The sequence below is a fragment of the Limnohabitans radicicola genome (assembly GCF_014837235.1).
Taxonomy (GTDB): Bacteria; Pseudomonadota; Gammaproteobacteria; order Burkholderiales; family Burkholderiaceae_C; genus Limnohabitans_A; species Limnohabitans_A radicicola.
The window spans coordinates 868804-885271 of record NZ_JACYFT010000001.1 but is presented as its reverse complement, the minus strand read 5'-3'; the positions used below and the strand labels follow the sequence as shown (position 1 = coordinate 885271).

Below are 16468 nucleotides of genomic sequence, written 5' to 3'. Positions count from 1 at the left end.
GGGCCTTCAGTCCTTGACCCACAGCCTGGCTTGCTGCACCAGATGGGCCTGGAACACGGCGGCGATGGGGGAAATCTGTTTCGCCTTGGGGTAGACCAGATGCCATTGGGACGGGATCGGCGTGCCATTCACGGGCAAGATGCACAGCTCGTGATCCAGCTCGCTGTCCTTGAGCGCGTGCCTTGAGATGACCGCTACGCCCAGGTGTCCAGCCACGGCTTCCTTGATGGCTTCGTTGCTGCCCAGTTCCAGACGAGAGGACAGTTCAAAGTTTTGTGCTTCAAAAAACCGATCGGTCGCCAGCCGTGTGCCCGAACCTTTTTCGCGCAAGAGAAACCGTTCGTTTTTCAGCGCGTCCAGTGACAGGCGCTTGCGTGTGGACAGGGCGTAGTTGCGCGGGGCAATGAGCACCAAGGGGTTGCTCAGGAACACCTGGTCTTCGAGCACCATGTCAGCAGGCGGTGTGGTCATCACATACAGGTCGTCACGGTTGTCGCGCAAGCGCTGTATCACGCCATCGCGGTTGAGCACTTCCAGCGAGATGTCAATGTTCGGGTGTTGCTCGCAGAAACTGCCCAGAAGGCGGGGCACAAAGTATTTGGCCGTGCTCACCACTGCCACCCGAAGCTTGCCCTGGGTCAGACCGTGCATGGCGTGGATGGATTGCTCGAAAGCCTCCCATTCCCCCACGATGCTGCGCGCGGTCTGGGCCAGCCGCTGACCGGCATCGCTCAGGTGCAGCTGGCGGCCAATGATGTCGTACAGCGGCATGCCCACCGATTCCGTGATCTCCCGCAGCTGCATCGACGCGGTGGGCTGCGTCACATGCATGGCCCGTGCAGCGGCGCTCACGCTGCCCGTTTCCGCCGTGGCCAGAAACAGGCGAAGCTGGCGAAAGGTGATATTCATAGATTTAATTCGATGTCAATGTATTTAAAAATCGATTTTACTTGATGTGTATTCGTCGTCACAATCGCGCCCAGTGAATGAACTGGAGTTGCAGATGCATGCCTTGGTGGACCCCGCCATTTTGTTTTTTGTGTTCGGCGTCTTTGCCGGACTGGTGAAGTCGAACCTGGAGATCCCTCCCGCGATTTCACGCTTTCTCTCGCTGTACCTGCTGATGGCCTTGGGCCTCAAAGGCGGCTTTGCTTTGGCGCAATCCGGGCTGACGCCGCAAGTGGCGGTGAGTTTGTCACTGGCCGTGTTCTTGGCCCTGTTCGTGCCGTGGTTGAGTTACCAGTGTCTGCGCCATGTTCTGGGAGGCTTTGATGCCGCAGCGCTGGCGGCCACCTATGGTTCGGTCAGCGCCGTCACCTTCATCACCGCCATGAACCACCTGGAGACCCACGGGCTGGCCTACGGTGGCCACATGGCGGCAGCCATGGCCCTGATGGAGTCGCCAGCCATCATCTTTGCTGTGTTGATGGCCAATCGGTTGCGTGGCCTCAGCGGCTCACCACAGGCCCCCACGGAACAGCGTCTCTCGATGGGCAAGGTCTTGCACGAGTCCTTCACCGACGGGGCGCAGCTGCTCTTGCTGGGGGCGATGCTGATCGGCATGCTCAGTGGTGAGCAGGGTCGCCAGGCCATGCAACCCTTCTCCGGCGATTTGTTCAAGGGCATGCTGGCTTTCTTCCTGTTGGACATGGGGCTCATGGCCGCACGCAACCTGCCGGGCTTGCGCGGCCAGTCGGCCTGGTTGCTGGCCTATGGTCTGCTGTCCCCACTGGCGCATGCCGGCATCGCGCTGGGTTTGTGCTGGTTGCTGGCCGTGCCCCAGGCCGATGCGGTCTTGCTGATGGTGCTCGCCGCCAGCGCGTCCTACATCGCCGTGCCTGCGGTCTTGCGCTATGCCTTGCCCGAGGCCAACCCCTCCTTGTATGTGGGCTTGTCCCTGGGGCTCACGTTCCCGTTCAACATCCTGCTGGGCATTCCGCTCTATGCCCACGTGGCATCACGTGTGTGGGCCTGAGCTACGTCATCATTCGCTCGAGCGGTGCGCGCGCGCCTGCTGCTGAATCTGTCCGATCGTCTCGGAAGACATGCGGCTCAGGTTCTTGAGCTGCATGGCCATGCGCGGGTTGCTGGACAAGCTCTCCTGGTGACGGTGCAGGAAGTCCCAGTACATCGTGGTGTAGGGGCAGGCCTGCGGCCCCACCGACTGCGCCGGATCGAAGCGGCAGCCCTGGCAGTGGTTGCTCATGCGCTGGATGTATTTGCCACTGGCCACGTAAGGCTTGCTGGCCATCAGGCCGCCATCGCCAAACTGCGACATGCCCAGTGTGTTGGGCAGCTCCACCCACTCGACTGCATCCACGTACACACTCAAAAACCACTCGTGCATTTGACGTGGATGCACCCCGCGCAGCAAGCCATACAGGCCCAGCACCATCAGCCGCTGGATGTGGTGGGCATAGCCGTAGCGCAATGTTTGCTTCAGGGCGTCGCGCAGGCACGCCATGTCGGTGTCGCCTGTCCAGAAAAAGCCAGGCAAGTCTTCCTGCGCGTTCAGCGCATTGCGCTCGATGTAGCGGGGCATCTGCGTCCAGTACATGCCACGCACGTATTCGCGCCAGCCCAGAATTTGCCTCACAAACCCTTCCACCGCAGGCAATGGGGCGCGGCCTTGCTGCCAAGCGCTTTGAGCGGCCTGCACCACTTCCTGCGCGCTCAGCAGCTTGAGGTTCAGACATGCCGACAGCTGCGAGTGGTAAAGCCAGGGCTGGCCTGCCCACATGGCATCTTCGTACCGACCAAAGAGCGGCAAGCGGTGTGTGATGAAGTCGTCCAGCGCCTGCAACGCTTGCGCCCGCGTGACAGGCCAGGCGAAGTCGTCCAGCGATCCGGGGTGCTGGGCAAACACCCGCTGAACCAAATCGAGCACCGACTGCGTGGTCTTGTCGGGCGCAAAGTGTGATGGATTGGGCAGGTTTTGCGGGCCTTTCACGCCAAACGATGCCCGGTTGTCGGCATCGAAATTCCACTGACCACCTGAGGGTTGGTCGCCGTCCATCAAAACACCAAAGCGCTGGCGCAGCGCCCGGTACCAATACTCCATGCGCAACTGCTTGCGTCCCTTGGCGTGTGCGGCGAAATCCCGCACCGTGGTGAAAAAGTGGGTGTCATCGCGCAGCACCAGAGGCAACTGCTGCGTTTGTGCAACGCTTTGGATGTCTTGCAACACGCGCCAATCGCCCGGAGCGGTCATCACCAGGGCCTGTGGGCGCAGACGCTCGATGGCACGCTTGAGCTCACCTTGCAGGGTGCCCGAGTTCTGCCCATCCTCCAAATGGCTGTAATGCAGTGGCCAGTCCTTTTCAAGCAAGGTCTGTGCGAAGTGACGCATGGCACTCAAAAACAAGGCGATGCGCTGTTTGGAAGACGGCACATGGGTGGCCTCCTGCATCACCTCTGCCATCCAGACGGCGTCCTGGGCAGGATCAAAATCGGTCAGAGCGCTCGCCGTCAGATCGAGTTGATCGCCCAGCACAATGACCAGATGACGGAGGGCGCGATGGGTGTTGGTCATGTCATAGGTCCAGTTGCGCTTGTGCTGCAGGGGCGCTGGCTTGACCGGTCCGGTCGCGGCGCAGACGTGAGGCGTGTTTGTCAATGATGGGCTGCTTCGCTTGCCTGACTTCGTGCGTGTTGCGCCGCGCATGCAGGCGTGCCTTGGCTGCGCGTGTGGCTTCCTGCAAATCCACCACGGGGACAGGCCAATCACGTCCCACCTGAACACCGCATTGCGCTTGCACGGATGCGGGCATTTTCCAGGGCTCCAGAAGCCAGGTGTCTGGCACCCGGCGCAAGACCGGCAGCCAGCGCCGCACAAAAATGCCCTTGGGATCCTGGTCCTGTGCCTGTTTGATCGGGTTGTACACCCGCGTGGTATTGATGCCGGTGGTGCCTGATTGCATCTGCATCTGGCTCCAGTGGATGCCGGGTTCGTAGTCGATCAACTGCCGTGCCAGCCAATGGCCGACCTGTTGCCAGTGCAGCCACAGTGGGTAGGCCGCAACCGACACCAGCATGGCCCGCATCCGGAAGTTCAGCCACCCGGTTTGCTGCAGCATGGCCACACAGGCGTCGACCAAGGGCCAGCCAGTCTGTCCGAGACACAGGCGTTCAAAGTGCAGCGCATTGAAGTCATCCTCGCGCAATCCGTCGTAGCCGCGATGCATGTTCCGTGTTTCGATGGCCGGCTCGCTCTCGAGTTTTTGCATGAAATGGCAGTGCCAATGCAGGCGGCTGATGAAGGCGCTCAAGCCCTTGCGTGTCCAGGCGTCCAGTCGCGGCTCGCTCAGGGCTTGTTCGGTGGCCTGCACCACTTCGCGCAGGCTCAGGCACCCCCAACTCAAGTAAGGCGACAGCCGTGAGCAGGCGTTGGCGGCACTCAAGGGCGATGAGATGCCCCCCCGGTACTGAGCGCTGCGTTCGTTCAGAAAACTGTGCAAAGTCCGGCAAGCTTCTGTCCTGCCACCCCGCTGTCTTTGCGCTGCTGTGTCGGCGGGCAGCCCCCAGGCTTGCCAGTCGGGCCAGCCTTCTTCATCCCAGGGCCAGGGTGCGGTGGTCATGGCGGGGACGGGCTTCTGAGGAGCCTGCATGCGCTGCGACCAGAGTTCGCTCCAGTGATCCCGGCTGGGTAGGCGCCGTACCACGCCGTTTTGCACATGCTCCTGCCAATGTACGCCTCGCGCTGCACACCAGCGCGCCACCGCCTGGTCGCGCTTGTATGTCATGCCGTTGCCGGTTTCCTGGTGTGAGTGCAGGTGGCTGAAGGCCAGCTGCTGGTGCAGCCGCTCCAGCACCTCGGGCACTTCGCCGGTGAGCAAATGCAAGCGCACGCCCAGAGCCTGCAGCTGGCGATAAAGATCGCGCAGGCACTCCCGTAAAAAATCAAATTGCCTTTGAGAGGCGTCGGCGCAGCGCCAGTAGGAAGGCTCCACGATGTACACGCACAGCACGGCCCCCATGGCGGCAGCGCTGCTCAATGCCTCGTTGTCATGCACCCGCAAATCGCGTTTGAACCAGAACAGTTGCGTGCCCATCTCAGTGAACCCCACCCTGCTGTGGGTTCAGGGCGCTGCTTTGCGGGTCAAAGCAGGCGAGCAACTGGGGTGGTGCGGTTGCGACCTGACCTGACAGGTATGCGCGAATCAGCGGCGCTGCCAGCCAAGGGTGTGTCTGACCGCTCCACACCCCTCGGGGTGCAAGCACCCATTCCGTGCCGGTTTGTTGCATGAGGACCACCGCAGGCAGCAGTGTGTCAAATTCGACTTCGAGCAGCATCCAGCCCTCGCTGGTCAATGCCCCTGCCACGCGGGCCGAATGCGAAGCCGGAGGGCTGTACGCTTTCAGTGTCTGCAGCGCCGCCTGCAATGTGGCGTCCTCGCCCCGCATGGCTTGCACGCTCTTGCAGTCCCTGCGAACCCGGTTGAGCTGATTGGCAAGCCAGCCTTGCACATCCACTGGTCGACCATCCACAAGCAGCAAATGGCCGTTGTCGGCCCTTGACCATTCCACATGGCTGAGTGCCACAGCCACCAGGGTCGCAGCCAGTGCAGTGCGAGCAACGGAGGGCTTCATGCAGGCGTGCCAGACATGGGCGCGGTGAGGGGCAATGGAATGTTCTCGTGCTGGGCCACCATTTCGAGGGCTTTTTCGAACAGGGCGCGTGCCGACCCTGATACCGAGCTGAGGTAAGCGTGCAGGTGGGCGTCTTCGGCGCTTTTATTGAGGCAATCCTGGCTGTATTGCTCGAAGCTGGCCAACTGTGTGATCAGCTCGGCCACATGTCTGGGACATTCACACAGCACCCGGCTGGGCGTGTTGGCCACACTGCGCAAGGTTTCGTCACTGTATTTGCGCGGTGGCACGAGGCCGGTACGCTGAACGTCGTGCACTTCCCGCGTGTGGTCCATCCACAAAACCGAGTTGATCAACTCCCCCAGTTCGGCGTTTGAGAGGGGTTCCCTGCGAACCTTGATGCCTGACAGCTTCAATGCGGCCACCACCGGTTCCTGGCCAAAGTTGTAGAGCACGATCACTTGCTGAAACCGATGCATTTGGACCAGGCGTTGGATGTCGGTGCCCACGATCACGTTCAGCGAATTGACCCGCACCATCAAGGCTTGGGGCTGTGAAGCCATGCTGGCCGTGAGTGCTGTCGCCAGGTCTTCAAGAATCTCGGTGATTTGGATGGGCCTGTCCCCCGATTCATTCGACAGTGGGCTCGATTCCAGGCGCGCGGCCATGTCCACGCCGACCACGGCCAGCGTCACAGGGGCGGTGCTTGTCGGTGCAGGGCGGTGCAGCCGGTTGGCCGATCTTTGTTGCTGCAGCAAGGCATTCAGTTGCGCTGCGGGCAGCGCGGCCACCGTGCTGATGCTGTGACCGGCCTCGGTCAGCTGTTTGATGAGCGAGGCACGCAGCACGTCTTCGTCGGAATACAGCCGGTGTCGGCCTTCGGATTTGGCTGGCGCAAAGGCCGCATGTCGGGTCTCCCAGACCCGCAAGGTGGAGACGGGCACCCCGCTGAGCGCCGAAACCGCACCGATGCGGTGGTTGGAGATGCTGGAAGTCATGGATTTCGCACTGTTTGAGTAGATATTGAATTGAATTATAGGAATAAATTGAATTTTGAGTAGATTAATGTGAAATGAATGGTAGATTTCCATGCATCAACGGTAAGAACCCCATGCTCGGAAAAAAAGCTTCTCACGCCATCCATGTCCTGGTGACCATGGCCACCCTGTCGCCGGGGGGCATCACCACGGCCGCAGAGCTGGCAGGCCAGATGCGCTTGTCGGTGTCCTATCTGGAGAGTTTGTTGAAAGTGCTGCGCGAGCATGCGCTGGTGTCCTCTGTGCGTGGCCCGGGTGGAGGGTACAAACTGGCCGTTCAGGCGACGCAGCTGAGCTTGTGGTCTGTCGTTCAGGCTTTTGACCAGCCCGCGCCGCCGCGTCCTGCAGCAAAGCCCGAGCAGATCGATCTGGATGCGTTGCTGCTGAATCGCGTTGACGCGCATTTCCAAAACGTCCTTTCTTCGATGGTCATTGCGGACCATGTGGATGAGTCACGTGCCTTGCGGCCCCGCCGCGAGCCCGCCCAAGGTGGCTGGGGTTTCAAGCCTTTGCTGCCGCGCTGGATGCCTGAAGCACCCAACTCGGTTTTCCAGCTGTCTCAATTCATGGGCACGCAGGCAACGGCATGACAGGCGGTCGGTGCAGGCAAGGTTTGTGCTGCTTTATCCCGGGGGGCAAGCGGTGAACATGCAAGCCTTGTGGGTGACCGCATCTTTGACCGATGCCATTCCGCTCGGTGCAAACGGCTGGCCTCGCTTTGACCAGATGGAACATGTCGATTGGTCGCAAGCCCTTGCGCGTCTGCGTGTGCCGGTGACTGCAACCGACACCACCTGGCTGCTGCAGTCTGATGCCCACGGGCCCGGGCCGGATGATTTGCGTCAAGCCCTGACGGGGGTGAAACGGAATTTGCGTGTGCTGGCTTTGCCACATGCCCCTTTGGGTCACCCAGAGATCGCCGCGTGGCTGGATGCCGGCGCTGACCGTTGCTTGCCACGACCATGTCCACCACAGGTATTGGCAGCCATGCTCCGCGCTGTGCACAGGTCCGTCCTGCCAGGGGGGCAACCCGTCAGCCATTTTGCCGGGCTGCGTTTTGACCACGAGGCCATGACTTTGCATGACGGCGAGCAGCGCATTGCGTTGACGCAACGGGAGGCCGAGCTCATGTCCTTGCTGATCAGACGGGTTGGCAAATGGGTGACCAACCAGGAAATCCGGATGCACATGGCTCAAGGTGGCGCAGCTGCGTTGCGGCCTGGTGCTGTGCATTTGTATGTGCACCGCGTCAACCGCAAAATCGGGCCCCATGGCTTGCACGTGGATTGCGTCAAACGCGTGGGTTATGGCCTGGTCGTCCGTTCAGACGCCATGCAGCAGGCATCGGATGCGGCCAGGGTGCTGCCTGTCCTGCGTGCACACCGTCCGTTTGCGAACCAAGCATGGCAGGTTCAGGGTTCTGGGGTGATGGGATGAAAAAACCGTTCAAAGGCAACAAGTCGGCCTTGCCCAGCAAGCTGTGCGTCCAGTGCCAGCGTCCCATGACCTGGCGCAAGGCCTGGGCCAAGAACTGGGAGACCATCAAATACTGCTCGCAGGCCTGTCGCGATGGCAGATCCCGTGGGCCGGGCGCGCCATCCTGATCCAAGCCATGGTCGGCAGAATCAAGCGACAACAAAGACTGGCCAGTGTCCAGGTGCCCGTGCCAGAGGTTTTGCCGGTGTGCCCAGTGTGCGGGCGCGAGATCCCGCCGTCTGAGCGGGACGCACACCATTTCGTCCCCAAATCCAAAGGCGGGCGCGAAACCCGGCTGCTGCACCGCATCTGCCACCGCCAGATCCATGCCCTGTATGGCGAGACCGAGTTGGCCCGCCGCCTGCACACGGCCGAGGCGCTGCTGGCGGAGCCTGAGATGCAGAAATTTGTGGCTTGGGTCCGTCGCAAGCCGATGGACTTTTTCGAGAAAAGCCGCAAGAGCGTCGCGCGACGACGCGCTTGAATCATGCCGTGCCATGAAAAAAGCCGATCAGCCCGAAAGCTGACCGGCTTGTTGCCAGGGGGCAGGAGCTCAGTGGTCCGACGCTGCGGCAGCGCCGTAGCCGGTTTCGGAGCGCACTTGTTGGGCCGGGAAGGCCGCACGCTCTTTTTTCGCTTGCTCGCTCTTGTCGAGGACCGAGAACAGCCAGATGCCCACAAAGCCGATGGTCATTGAGAACAAGGCCGGCGAGCTGTACTGGAACCAGGCCGAGCCCTTGGGATTGCCCAAGGTGACTTCCCACACGGCAGGCGACACCACGGTGAGCGCCACGGAAGAAATCAGACCCAGAAAACCACCAATGACCGCGCCGCGTGTGGTGCAGTCTTTCCACAGCACCGACAGGAACAACACCGGGAAGTTGGCCGATGCCGCAATCGCAAAAGCCAGTGACACCATGAAGGCGATGTTCTGCTTTTCAAACGCGATGCCCAGGCCCACCGCAATCACACCCAAAGCCAGGGTGGTGATGCGCGAGACACGCAGCTCAGAGGCGCTGTCGGCTTGGCCCTTTTTGAACACGGTCGAGTACAGGTCGTGTGACACGGCCGAGGCCCCCGACAAGGTCAGGCCCGCGACCACCGCCAAGATGGTGGCAAACGCCACGGCCGAGATGAAGCCGTAAAACACATCGCCACCCACGGTTTTGGCCACCAGCACCGCCGCCATGTTGGCCGTGCCCGCGCCGCCTTTGATCACGCCCTTGGTCGTGTCGGCCAACTCGGGGTTTGTGAGCACCAGGGTGATCGCGCCAAAGCCGATGATGAAGATCAGGATGAAGAAGTAGCCCACCCAGGTGGTCGCCCAGAACACCGATTTGCGTGCTTCCTTGGCATCAGGCACCGTGAAAAAGCGCATCAACACATGGGGGAGCCCCGCGGTGCCAAACATCAGCGCCATGCCAAAAGAAATGGCCGAGATCGGGTCCTTGATGAAGCCGCCTGGCCCCATGATGGACAGACCGGCTTTGGCCGCTTCTTCGGGCGTTTTGCCACCCGCTTCTGCGATGGCGGTTTTGACGGCCACGCCTTTGGCAAACAGCGCTTCAGGGCTGAAGCCGAACTGTGCCAACACCATGATGGCCATGAAGGTGCCGCCGCACAGCAGCAGACAGGCCTTGATGATCTGCACCCAGGTGGTGGCGGTCATGCCACCAAACAACACGTACACCATCATCAGCGCACCCACGATGACCACGGCCATCCAGTACTCCAGACCAAACAGCAGCTTGATGAGTTGGCCTGCACCCACCATTTGGGCGATCAGGTAGAACGCCACCACCACCAGCGTGCCCGAAGCGGCAAAGGCACGGATGGGCGCTTGCTTGAAGCGGTAACCGGCCACGTCGGCAAAGGTGAATTTGCCCAGGTTGCGCAGGCGCTCGGCCAGCAAGAAGGTGATCACGGGCCAGCCGACCAAAAAGCCGATGGAGTAGATCAGGCCGTCATAGCCCGAAGCCATGACTGCGGCCGAGATGCCCAGGAAGGATGCGGCCGACATGTAGTCGCCCGCAATCGCCAGACCGTTTTGGAAACCGGTGATGCCACCACCGGCGGTGTAAAAGTCAGCGGCCGATTTGGTCTTGGCAGCGGCCCATTTGGTGATCCACAGTGTGCCGACCACGAAGGTGCCGAACATCAAAATGGCGGTCCAGTTGGTGGACTGTTTGGCGGCATCGCCAATGTCTGCGCCTGCAGCCAGGGCACTGGTGCCCGCGATCAGGGCCAACGCGCCCCAGATGAGTTGCATCGCCTTGTTCATTTTGTCGCGTCCTTCAAGATGTCTTGTGTCAGCGCGTCGTAGCGCTGGTTGGCGCGGCGCACATAGATGCCGGTGATCACGATGGTGAAAACAATCACGCCCATGCCGAGCGGAATGCCCACCGTGGTCACGCCAGCGCCCAGGGGCTGTGCGAGAAAAGGCTTGTTGAAGGCGATCAGTGCGATGAAGCCGTAGTAAACGACCAGGGTCAACACGGTCAGGAGCCAGCCAAAGGCATTGCGCTGCTTGCGCAGCTGTGCGTACTTTGGGTGACTTTGGATCTTGGCGATCACGGGGTCAATCATTGTCATGTCCTGCTTGAAAAACAAAAAAGGCAGACCCCCAATTCACCCGATCTTTTGATCTGAATGAGTTGTTTGTCTGCCTGATACCGAATGTCTCAAAAAGGACTGACCTTAGGCTTACTCCAAGGGCTTGTGCTCTGGATTCCTGTCAGTCGTTTTGACGGAACGCCTCCGGTGCCTGCCCTGTCCACCCTTTGAATGCCCGGATGAAGCTCTTTTCGTTGTGGAACCCCACCTCTGCAGCGATCTGTTTCAGGGGTTTGGAGGTGCGCAGGAGCAAGGCGCGAGCACGTTGCTGGCGCACGCTGTCCTTGAGCTGTTGCAGGCTGGCGCCTTCTTCTTTGAGTTGCCGGTGCAGTGTGCGGGTAGACAGGTTGAGCCAGGCGGCCAGATCCTCGGCATTGCGGCTGTGCTCGGGGTGTTCGGCCAGGGTTTGGCGCACTTTTTCGACCAGCAAGCGGTCGCGCCGGTAGGGGCGCACCGTCAGCAGCAGGGCGCGTTGCAGCATGCGCTGCAGGGCGGCTTCGTCGCGGCGCAGGGGCAGCTGCAGGTAGCCCGCATCAAAGCCCAGGCGGCTGTGCGGCGCGTTGAACTGGCAGGGGCCATCAAACAGCACGCGGTAGCTGTCGGCGTGTGGGGGCGGCGCAAAGTGCAGGTCGGTGCCCGCCAGCGGGATGCGCGAATCCGTCAGCCAGCAAGCCACGCCCAGCGCGTTGCGCAGCACCGAGACGGAGCAAAACTCCCGCAGGCCTTTCAGGTCGTGCACTTCGTGCAGCTCGATGTGGGCCAAGCCATCGGATGTGCTCAAGTGGAGCCGAATGTCGTCCGTCAACAGGTTGTGGTGGCGACACCAGCGGGCCAGCGCCACGCCCAGGGTGGGGGCGGTCAGCGATGCGCGTACCAGCATGCCGTAGCTCCCCCAGGGCAGGCGGCGGCGAAACCAGCCCAGCGCCTCGTCGTCCAGCTCACGCATGGCGGCCTCACTCATCCACTCCATCTGCAGCGCCGTCACGCGGGCATCGGATTGGTCCAGTAAGTTTGGCGCGATTTGTGCCTTTTGAAGCGCCGCTTTCGGGTCCATGCCGCGCTGCGCATAGGCTTGAACCATTGCCGCAATGAAGGCGATGGGCGTTTCGGCGCGAGAAGCTGCGGGCGTTGTTGTCATATCAAGTCTTATTTTGGCAGGATTTGCAACCCCTGTGGCTTGCTGCACAGGGGTGCTGCGCCTTATGCTGGCGGCTACAAGCGATTGCCCAGGAAGATGCCATGACTGTTTTGCAAACCCAACTCAACCCCCGCTCGGGCGAATTTGTGGCCAACGCCGCCGCCATGCAGGCCGTGGTCGACGACCTGCGCGCGCACCTGGAGCGCGTGGCCCAAGGCGGCGGCGAAGTCGCCCGCGCCAAACACACCGCGCGTGGCAAATTGCTGCCGCGTGAGCGCGTGCAGATGCTGCTGGACCCCGGCACCCCTTTCCTCGAAGTCGCGCCGCTGGCGGCGCTCAACATGTACAACAACGACGCGCCCAGCTCGGGCGTGATCGTCGGCATTGGCCGTGTGAACGGTGTGGACTGCATGATCGTCTGCAACGACGCGACGGTAAAAGGCGGCACCTACTACCCGATGACCGTCAAGAAGCACCTGCGGGCACAAGAGATCGCGCAGCAAAACCGCCTGCCCTGCATCTACCTGGTGGATTCGGGCGGCGCCAACCTGCCGAATCAGGACGAGGTCTTCCCTGACCGCGACCACTTTGGCCGCATCTTCTTCAACCAGGCCAACATGAGCGCGCAGGGCATTGCGCAGATCGCCGTGGTCATGGGCTCGTGCACAGCGGGCGGCGCGTATGTGCCCGCCATGAGCGACGAGACCATCATCGTCAAGAACCAGGGCACGATCTTTCTGGGCGGCCCGCCTTTGGTGAAAGCCGCCACCGGCGAGGTGGTGAGCGCCGAAGACCTGGGCGGTGGCGATGTGCACACGCGCCTGTCGGGTGTGGCCGACCACCTGGCGCAAAACGACCTGCACGCCTTGTCTTTGGCGCGTCAGGCGGTCAAAAACCTCAACGCCCAAAAGGCCCCCAACATCGCCACGCACACCCCCGTGCCGCCCAAGTACGAGGCCAAAGAGCTGTACGGCGTGATACCGACCGACACCCGCAAACCTTTTGATGTGCGCGAGATCATCGCCCGCATCGTCGACGGCTCCGAATTCGACGAGTTCAAATCGCGTTTTGGCACCACCTTGGTCTGCGGCTTTGCCCGCATCGAAGGCATGCCGGTGGGCATCATCGCCAACAACGGCATTTTGTTCAGCGAGTCGGCCCTCAAGGGCGCGCACTTCATCGAGCTGTGCTGCCAACGCAAGACGCCGCTCGTGTTCCTGCAGAACATCACCGGCTTCATGGTCGGCCGCAAGTACGAAAACGAAGGCATCGCCCGCAACGGCGCCAAGATGGTCACGGCTGTGGCCACTGCGGCCGTGCCCAAATTCACCATCATCATCGGCGGCAGTTTTGGTGCGGGCAACTACGGCATGTGTGGCCGCGCTTACTCGCCGCGCTTCTTGTGGATGTGGCCCAACGCCCGCATCTCCGTCATGGGTGGCGAGCAGGCGGCGAGTGTGCTGGCCACCGTCAAGCGTGACGGCATCGAGGCCAAGGGCGGCCAGTGGAGCCTGGAGGAAGAAGAAGCCTTCAAAGCCCCGATCAAGCAGCAGTATGAAGAGCAGGGCCACCCGTATTACGCCACGGCCCGCCTCTGGGACGATGGCGTGATTGACCCCGCCGACACCCGCCGCGTGCTGGCGCTGGGTTTGAGTGCTTCGCTCAACGCCCCGATCCCCGAGACCAAGTTCGGCCTGTTCCGCATGTAAGGAGTTGCGATGTACCAGACCCTCGAAATCGAAAAAAACAAGCGCGTTGCCACCGTGTGGATGAACCGCCCGGATGTGCACAACGCCTTTGACGAAACCCTGATCGCCGAACTCACCGCCGCCTGCGAAGCGCTCGACGCGGACGCCAGTGTGCGTGTGGTCGTACTGGCCGGACGCGGCAAAAGTTTCTCGGCCGGGGCCGATCTCAACTGGATGAAACGCGCCGCACAAAACGGCATCGAAGAGAACCTGCGTGATGCGCGGGCTCTGGCACGCATGCTGCGTGTGCTGTCCGAGATGAAAAAACCCACCATTGCCCGCGTGCAGGGTGCCGCCCTGGGCGGCGGGACGGGCCTCACGGCCGCGTGCGACATCGCGGTGGCGTCCACCAGGGCGGTGTTCGCCACCTCCGAGGTCAAGTTCGGCATCATCCCGGCGGCCATCAGCCCCTATGTGGTGCGGGCCATCGGCGCGCGACAGGGCTACCGTTACTTCCAGTCGGCCGAGCGCATTGACGCGTTGCGTGCCCGTGAGCTGGGTCTGGTGCACGAAGCGGTGGACCCCGAGCAGCTGGACACCAAGGTGCAGGAGATCGTCGATGCGCTCGTTCAGGGCGGGCCGCTCTCGCAAGCTGCGGCCAAGGACCTGATCCGCGCAGTGGACAACAAACCGATCAACGACGCCGTGGTGGAAGACACCGCACAGCGGATCGCGCAACTGCGCGCCACCCCCGAAGCGCAAGACGGCCTCTCGGCCTTCCTCGACAAACGCCAGCCGGGCTGGATGGCCTGAAGGAGACCTGACATGTTCAAAAAAATCTTGATCGCCAACCGTGGCGAAATCGCTTGCCGAGTGGCAGCCACCGCCCGCCGCATGGGCATCCAAACCGTGGCTGTTTATTCAGACGCCGACGCCGGTGCCAAGCATGTGCAAGCCTGTGACGAAGCGGTGCATGTGGGCGGCTCCGCCCCCAAGGACAGCTACCTGCGTTGGGAACGCATCCTCGAAGCGGCCAAAGCCACGGGCGCAGAGGCCGTGCACCCCGGGTATGGTTTCTTGAGCGAAAACGAAGACTTCGCCAAGGCCTGCGCTGCTGCGGGTCTGGTGTTCATCGGCCCGCCTGCGTCGGCCATATTGGCGATGGGCCTCAAGGCCGAGTCCAAGCGATTGATGGAATCCGCCGGAGTGCCGCTGGTGCCTGGCTACCACGGGGCCGACCAGGATCCGGTGCTGTTGCAGCGCGAGGCCGACCGCATTGGTTACCCCGCCCTCATCAAGGCCAGCGCCGGTGGTGGTGGCAAGGGCATGCGTGTGGTCGAAAAGTCCGAAGACTTTGCGGCAGCGCTCGCGAGCTGCCAACGCGAGGCCATCAACAGCTTTGGCAGCGATGCGGTGCTGATCGAAAAATACGTGCAGCGGCCACGCCACATCGAGATCCAGGTGTTTGGCGACACGCAGGGTAACTGTGTGTACCTGTTCGAGCGCGATTGCTCTGTGCAGCGCCGCCACCAGAAGGTGCTCGAAGAAGCCCCGGCCCCCGGCATGACCGAAACCCTGCGCGCGCAAATGGGCGCAGCCGCTGTGGCCGCCGCCAAGGCGGTGAACTACGTGGGCGCGGGCACGGTGGAATTCATCGTGGAGCAAACCGCGTACGACCAGCCCGAGTCGATGAAGTTCTATTTCATGGAGATGAACACCCGCCTGCAGGTGGAGCACCCGGTGACCGAAGCCATCACCGGCCTTGATCTGGTCGAGTGGCAACTGCGCGTGGCCAGTGGCGAGCCGCTGCCCCTGCAACAAAACGAGATCCGCATGACGGGTCATGCCATCGAGGCACGCATCTGCGCCGAGAACCCCGACAACAACTTTTTGCCCGCCACCGGCACGCTGCAGGTGTATCGCAAGCCGCAAGCCAGCAGCTTTGAACGCAGCACGGTGCGTGTGGACGACGGTGTGCGCGAAGGCGACACCATCAGCCCGTTTTACGACTCGATGGTGGCCAAGCTCATTGTGCATGGCGACACGCGTGAGCAGGCGCTGGCCCGGCTGGACACCGCATTGGCGCAGACCCAGATCGTGGGCTTGAACACCAATGTGCAGTTTTTGCGCCATGTGGTGCGCAGCCAGGCGTTCGCCACTGCCCAACTCGATACGGCACTCATCCAACGCGAAAGCGCGGTGCTGTTCAAGCAGGACCCGGTGGGTCCGCAGGCCGCCGCGGCGGCGGTGATCGCCGATGCCTTGCAGGCCGAAGCCGCAGCCCAAGGCACTGACCCGTTCAGCCGCCGCGATGGCTGGCAGTCGCACGGCACCACGCGCCGTCGCTTTGAGCTGGAGTACGACGGTCAGCCTGTGCGTGCGGTGCTGACGTACGGTTCGCCACTGCGCTTGCAGGTGGGTGAGGGCACTGAATCGGCGCTGCAGTTCACGGCGCAAGGCGATGGCCTCTGGGTGCAGTTCGAAGGCCAGCGCATCCACAGCACAGTGCATGTGCAGGGTGAGCTGCGCCATGTGTTCACGCCCCAAGGGGCCACCCGCATCAGTCTGCTCGACCCGCTGGCCCATGCTGGCGAAGCCGCGCAAGAAGGTGGCCGCCTGACGGCCCCCATGCCGGGCAAGGTGGTGTCGTTCGCCGTCAAGGCGGGCGACAAGGTCAAAGCCGGGCAAGCCCTGGCGGTGATGGAGGCCATGAAGATGGAGCACACCATCAGCGCACCCCAAGATGGCACTGTGGCCGAGTTGCTGTACGCACCTGGCGATCAGGTGACCGAGGGGGCGGAGCTGCTCAAGCTGGCGGTTTGATTTGTGGGTGCTGTCCCCTGTGGGAGCGGCGCCCCCGCCGCGATGGGGCGCCAGACCACAACCCTTCGCCCCGAGCGCGGGGCTCCCACAGAGGGTCCTCATGG

General features: G+C 62.2%; 16 protein-coding genes. 8 read left to right on the top strand and 8 right to left on the bottom strand.

What is annotated here, in order from left to right:
* Window positions 1-6 precede the first annotated feature (6 nt).
* On the bottom strand, window positions 7-909 hold the full coding sequence (locus IC609_RS04300) for a LysR family transcriptional regulator (RefSeq protein ID WP_191818202.1): 903 nt from the start codon (window positions 907-909) through the stop codon (window positions 7-9).
* Window positions 910-1003: 94 nt separating this feature from the next.
* Here IC609_RS04300 and IC609_RS04295 point away from each other — a divergent pair, with 94 nt between their 5' ends.
* Window positions 1004-1975: a sodium-dependent bicarbonate transport family permease gene (locus IC609_RS04295; protein ID WP_191818906.1), complete on the top strand. Its 972-nt coding sequence runs from the start codon at window positions 1004-1006 to the stop codon at window positions 1973-1975.
* A gap of 9 nt (window positions 1976-1984) precedes the next feature.
* On the opposite strand, the gene IC609_RS04290 is transcribed toward IC609_RS04295, so the two are convergent.
* From IC609_RS04290 to IC609_RS04275, 4 genes are read right to left on the bottom strand one after another with little or no spacing between them, the layout of a single operon-like run.
* Window positions 1985-3532: a cryptochrome/photolyase family protein gene (locus tag IC609_RS04290; RefSeq protein ID WP_191818201.1), complete on the bottom strand. Its 1548-nt coding sequence runs from the start codon at window positions 3530-3532 to the stop codon at window positions 1985-1987.
* A gap of 1 nt (window position 3533) precedes the next feature.
* Window positions 3534-5051 (bottom strand): FAD-binding domain-containing protein, encoded by a 1518-nt coding sequence (locus tag IC609_RS04285; RefSeq protein WP_191818200.1) that lies wholly within the window; start codon window positions 5049-5051, stop codon window positions 3534-3536.
* A gap of 1 nt (window position 5052) precedes the next feature.
* On the bottom strand, window positions 5053-5589 hold the full coding sequence (locus IC609_RS04280; protein WP_191818199.1) for a hypothetical protein: 537 nt from the start codon (window positions 5587-5589) through the stop codon (window positions 5053-5055).
* On the bottom strand, window positions 5586-6587 hold the full coding sequence (locus tag IC609_RS04275) for a MerR family transcriptional regulator (protein ID WP_191818198.1): 1002 nt from the start codon (window positions 6585-6587) through the stop codon (window positions 5586-5588). The genes IC609_RS04280 and IC609_RS04275 overlap by 4 nt, the downstream gene beginning before the upstream one ends.
* A gap of 113 nt (window positions 6588-6700) precedes the next feature.
* Here IC609_RS04275 and IC609_RS04270 point away from each other — a divergent pair, with 113 nt between their 5' ends.
* Genes IC609_RS04270 through IC609_RS04255 form a run of 4 tightly spaced genes read left to right on the top strand, consistent with a single transcriptional unit; the run spans window position 6701 to window position 8586 of the window.
* Window positions 6701-7216: an RrF2 family transcriptional regulator gene (locus IC609_RS04270; RefSeq protein WP_191818197.1), complete on the top strand. Its 516-nt coding sequence runs from the start codon at window positions 6701-6703 to the stop codon at window positions 7214-7216.
* 58 nt (window positions 7217-7274) lie between these two features.
* Window positions 7275-8063, top strand: a complete 789-nt coding sequence (locus IC609_RS04265; RefSeq protein ID WP_191818196.1) for a response regulator transcription factor — start codon at window positions 7275-7277, stop codon at window positions 8061-8063.
* Window positions 8060-8230, top strand: coding sequence for a DUF2256 domain-containing protein (locus IC609_RS04260; RefSeq protein ID WP_191818195.1), 171 nt, complete (start codon window positions 8060-8062; stop codon window positions 8228-8230). The genes IC609_RS04265 and IC609_RS04260 overlap by 4 nt, the downstream gene beginning before the upstream one ends.
* Before the next feature lie 8 nt (window positions 8231-8238).
* Complete coding sequence (locus IC609_RS04255; RefSeq protein WP_191818194.1) at window positions 8239-8586, top strand: HNH endonuclease signature motif containing protein; 348 nt, start codon at window positions 8239-8241, stop codon at window positions 8584-8586.
* Window positions 8587-8655: 69 nt separating this feature from the next.
* On the opposite strand, the gene IC609_RS04250 is transcribed toward IC609_RS04255, so the two are convergent.
* From IC609_RS04250 to IC609_RS04240, 3 genes are all read right to left on the bottom strand, one after another.
* Complete coding sequence (locus IC609_RS04250) at window positions 8656-10383, bottom strand: cation acetate symporter (protein WP_191818193.1); 1728 nt, start codon at window positions 10381-10383, stop codon at window positions 8656-8658.
* Entirely contained in the window at window positions 10380-10688 is a 309-nt protein-coding gene (locus IC609_RS04245; RefSeq protein ID WP_191818905.1) for a DUF485 domain-containing protein, read from the bottom strand. Before IC609_RS04245 ends, IC609_RS04250 begins: the two co-directional genes overlap by 4 nt.
* A gap of 148 nt (window positions 10689-10836) precedes the next feature.
* On the bottom strand, window positions 10837-11853 hold the full coding sequence (locus IC609_RS04240; RefSeq protein ID WP_191818192.1) for an AraC family transcriptional regulator: 1017 nt from the start codon (window positions 11851-11853) through the stop codon (window positions 10837-10839).
* 101 nt (window positions 11854-11954) lie between these two features.
* On the opposite strand from IC609_RS04240, the gene IC609_RS04235 reads away from it, so the two are divergent.
* From IC609_RS04235 to IC609_RS04225, 3 genes are read left to right on the top strand one after another with little or no spacing between them, the layout of a single operon-like run.
* Entirely contained in the window at window positions 11955-13562 is a 1608-nt protein-coding gene (locus IC609_RS04235) for a carboxyl transferase domain-containing protein (RefSeq protein WP_191818191.1), read from the top strand.
* A 9-nt stretch (window positions 13563-13571) separates the two neighbouring features.
* A complete protein-coding gene (locus tag IC609_RS04230; protein ID WP_191818190.1) occupies window positions 13572-14354 on the top strand; it encodes an enoyl-CoA hydratase/isomerase family protein in 783 nt (260 codons plus the stop codon).
* A 12-nt stretch (window positions 14355-14366) separates the two neighbouring features.
* Complete coding sequence (locus tag IC609_RS04225; RefSeq protein ID WP_191818189.1) at window positions 14367-16364, top strand: acetyl-CoA carboxylase biotin carboxylase subunit; 1998 nt, start codon at window positions 14367-14369, stop codon at window positions 16362-16364.
* Window positions 16365-16468 lie beyond the last annotated feature (104 nt).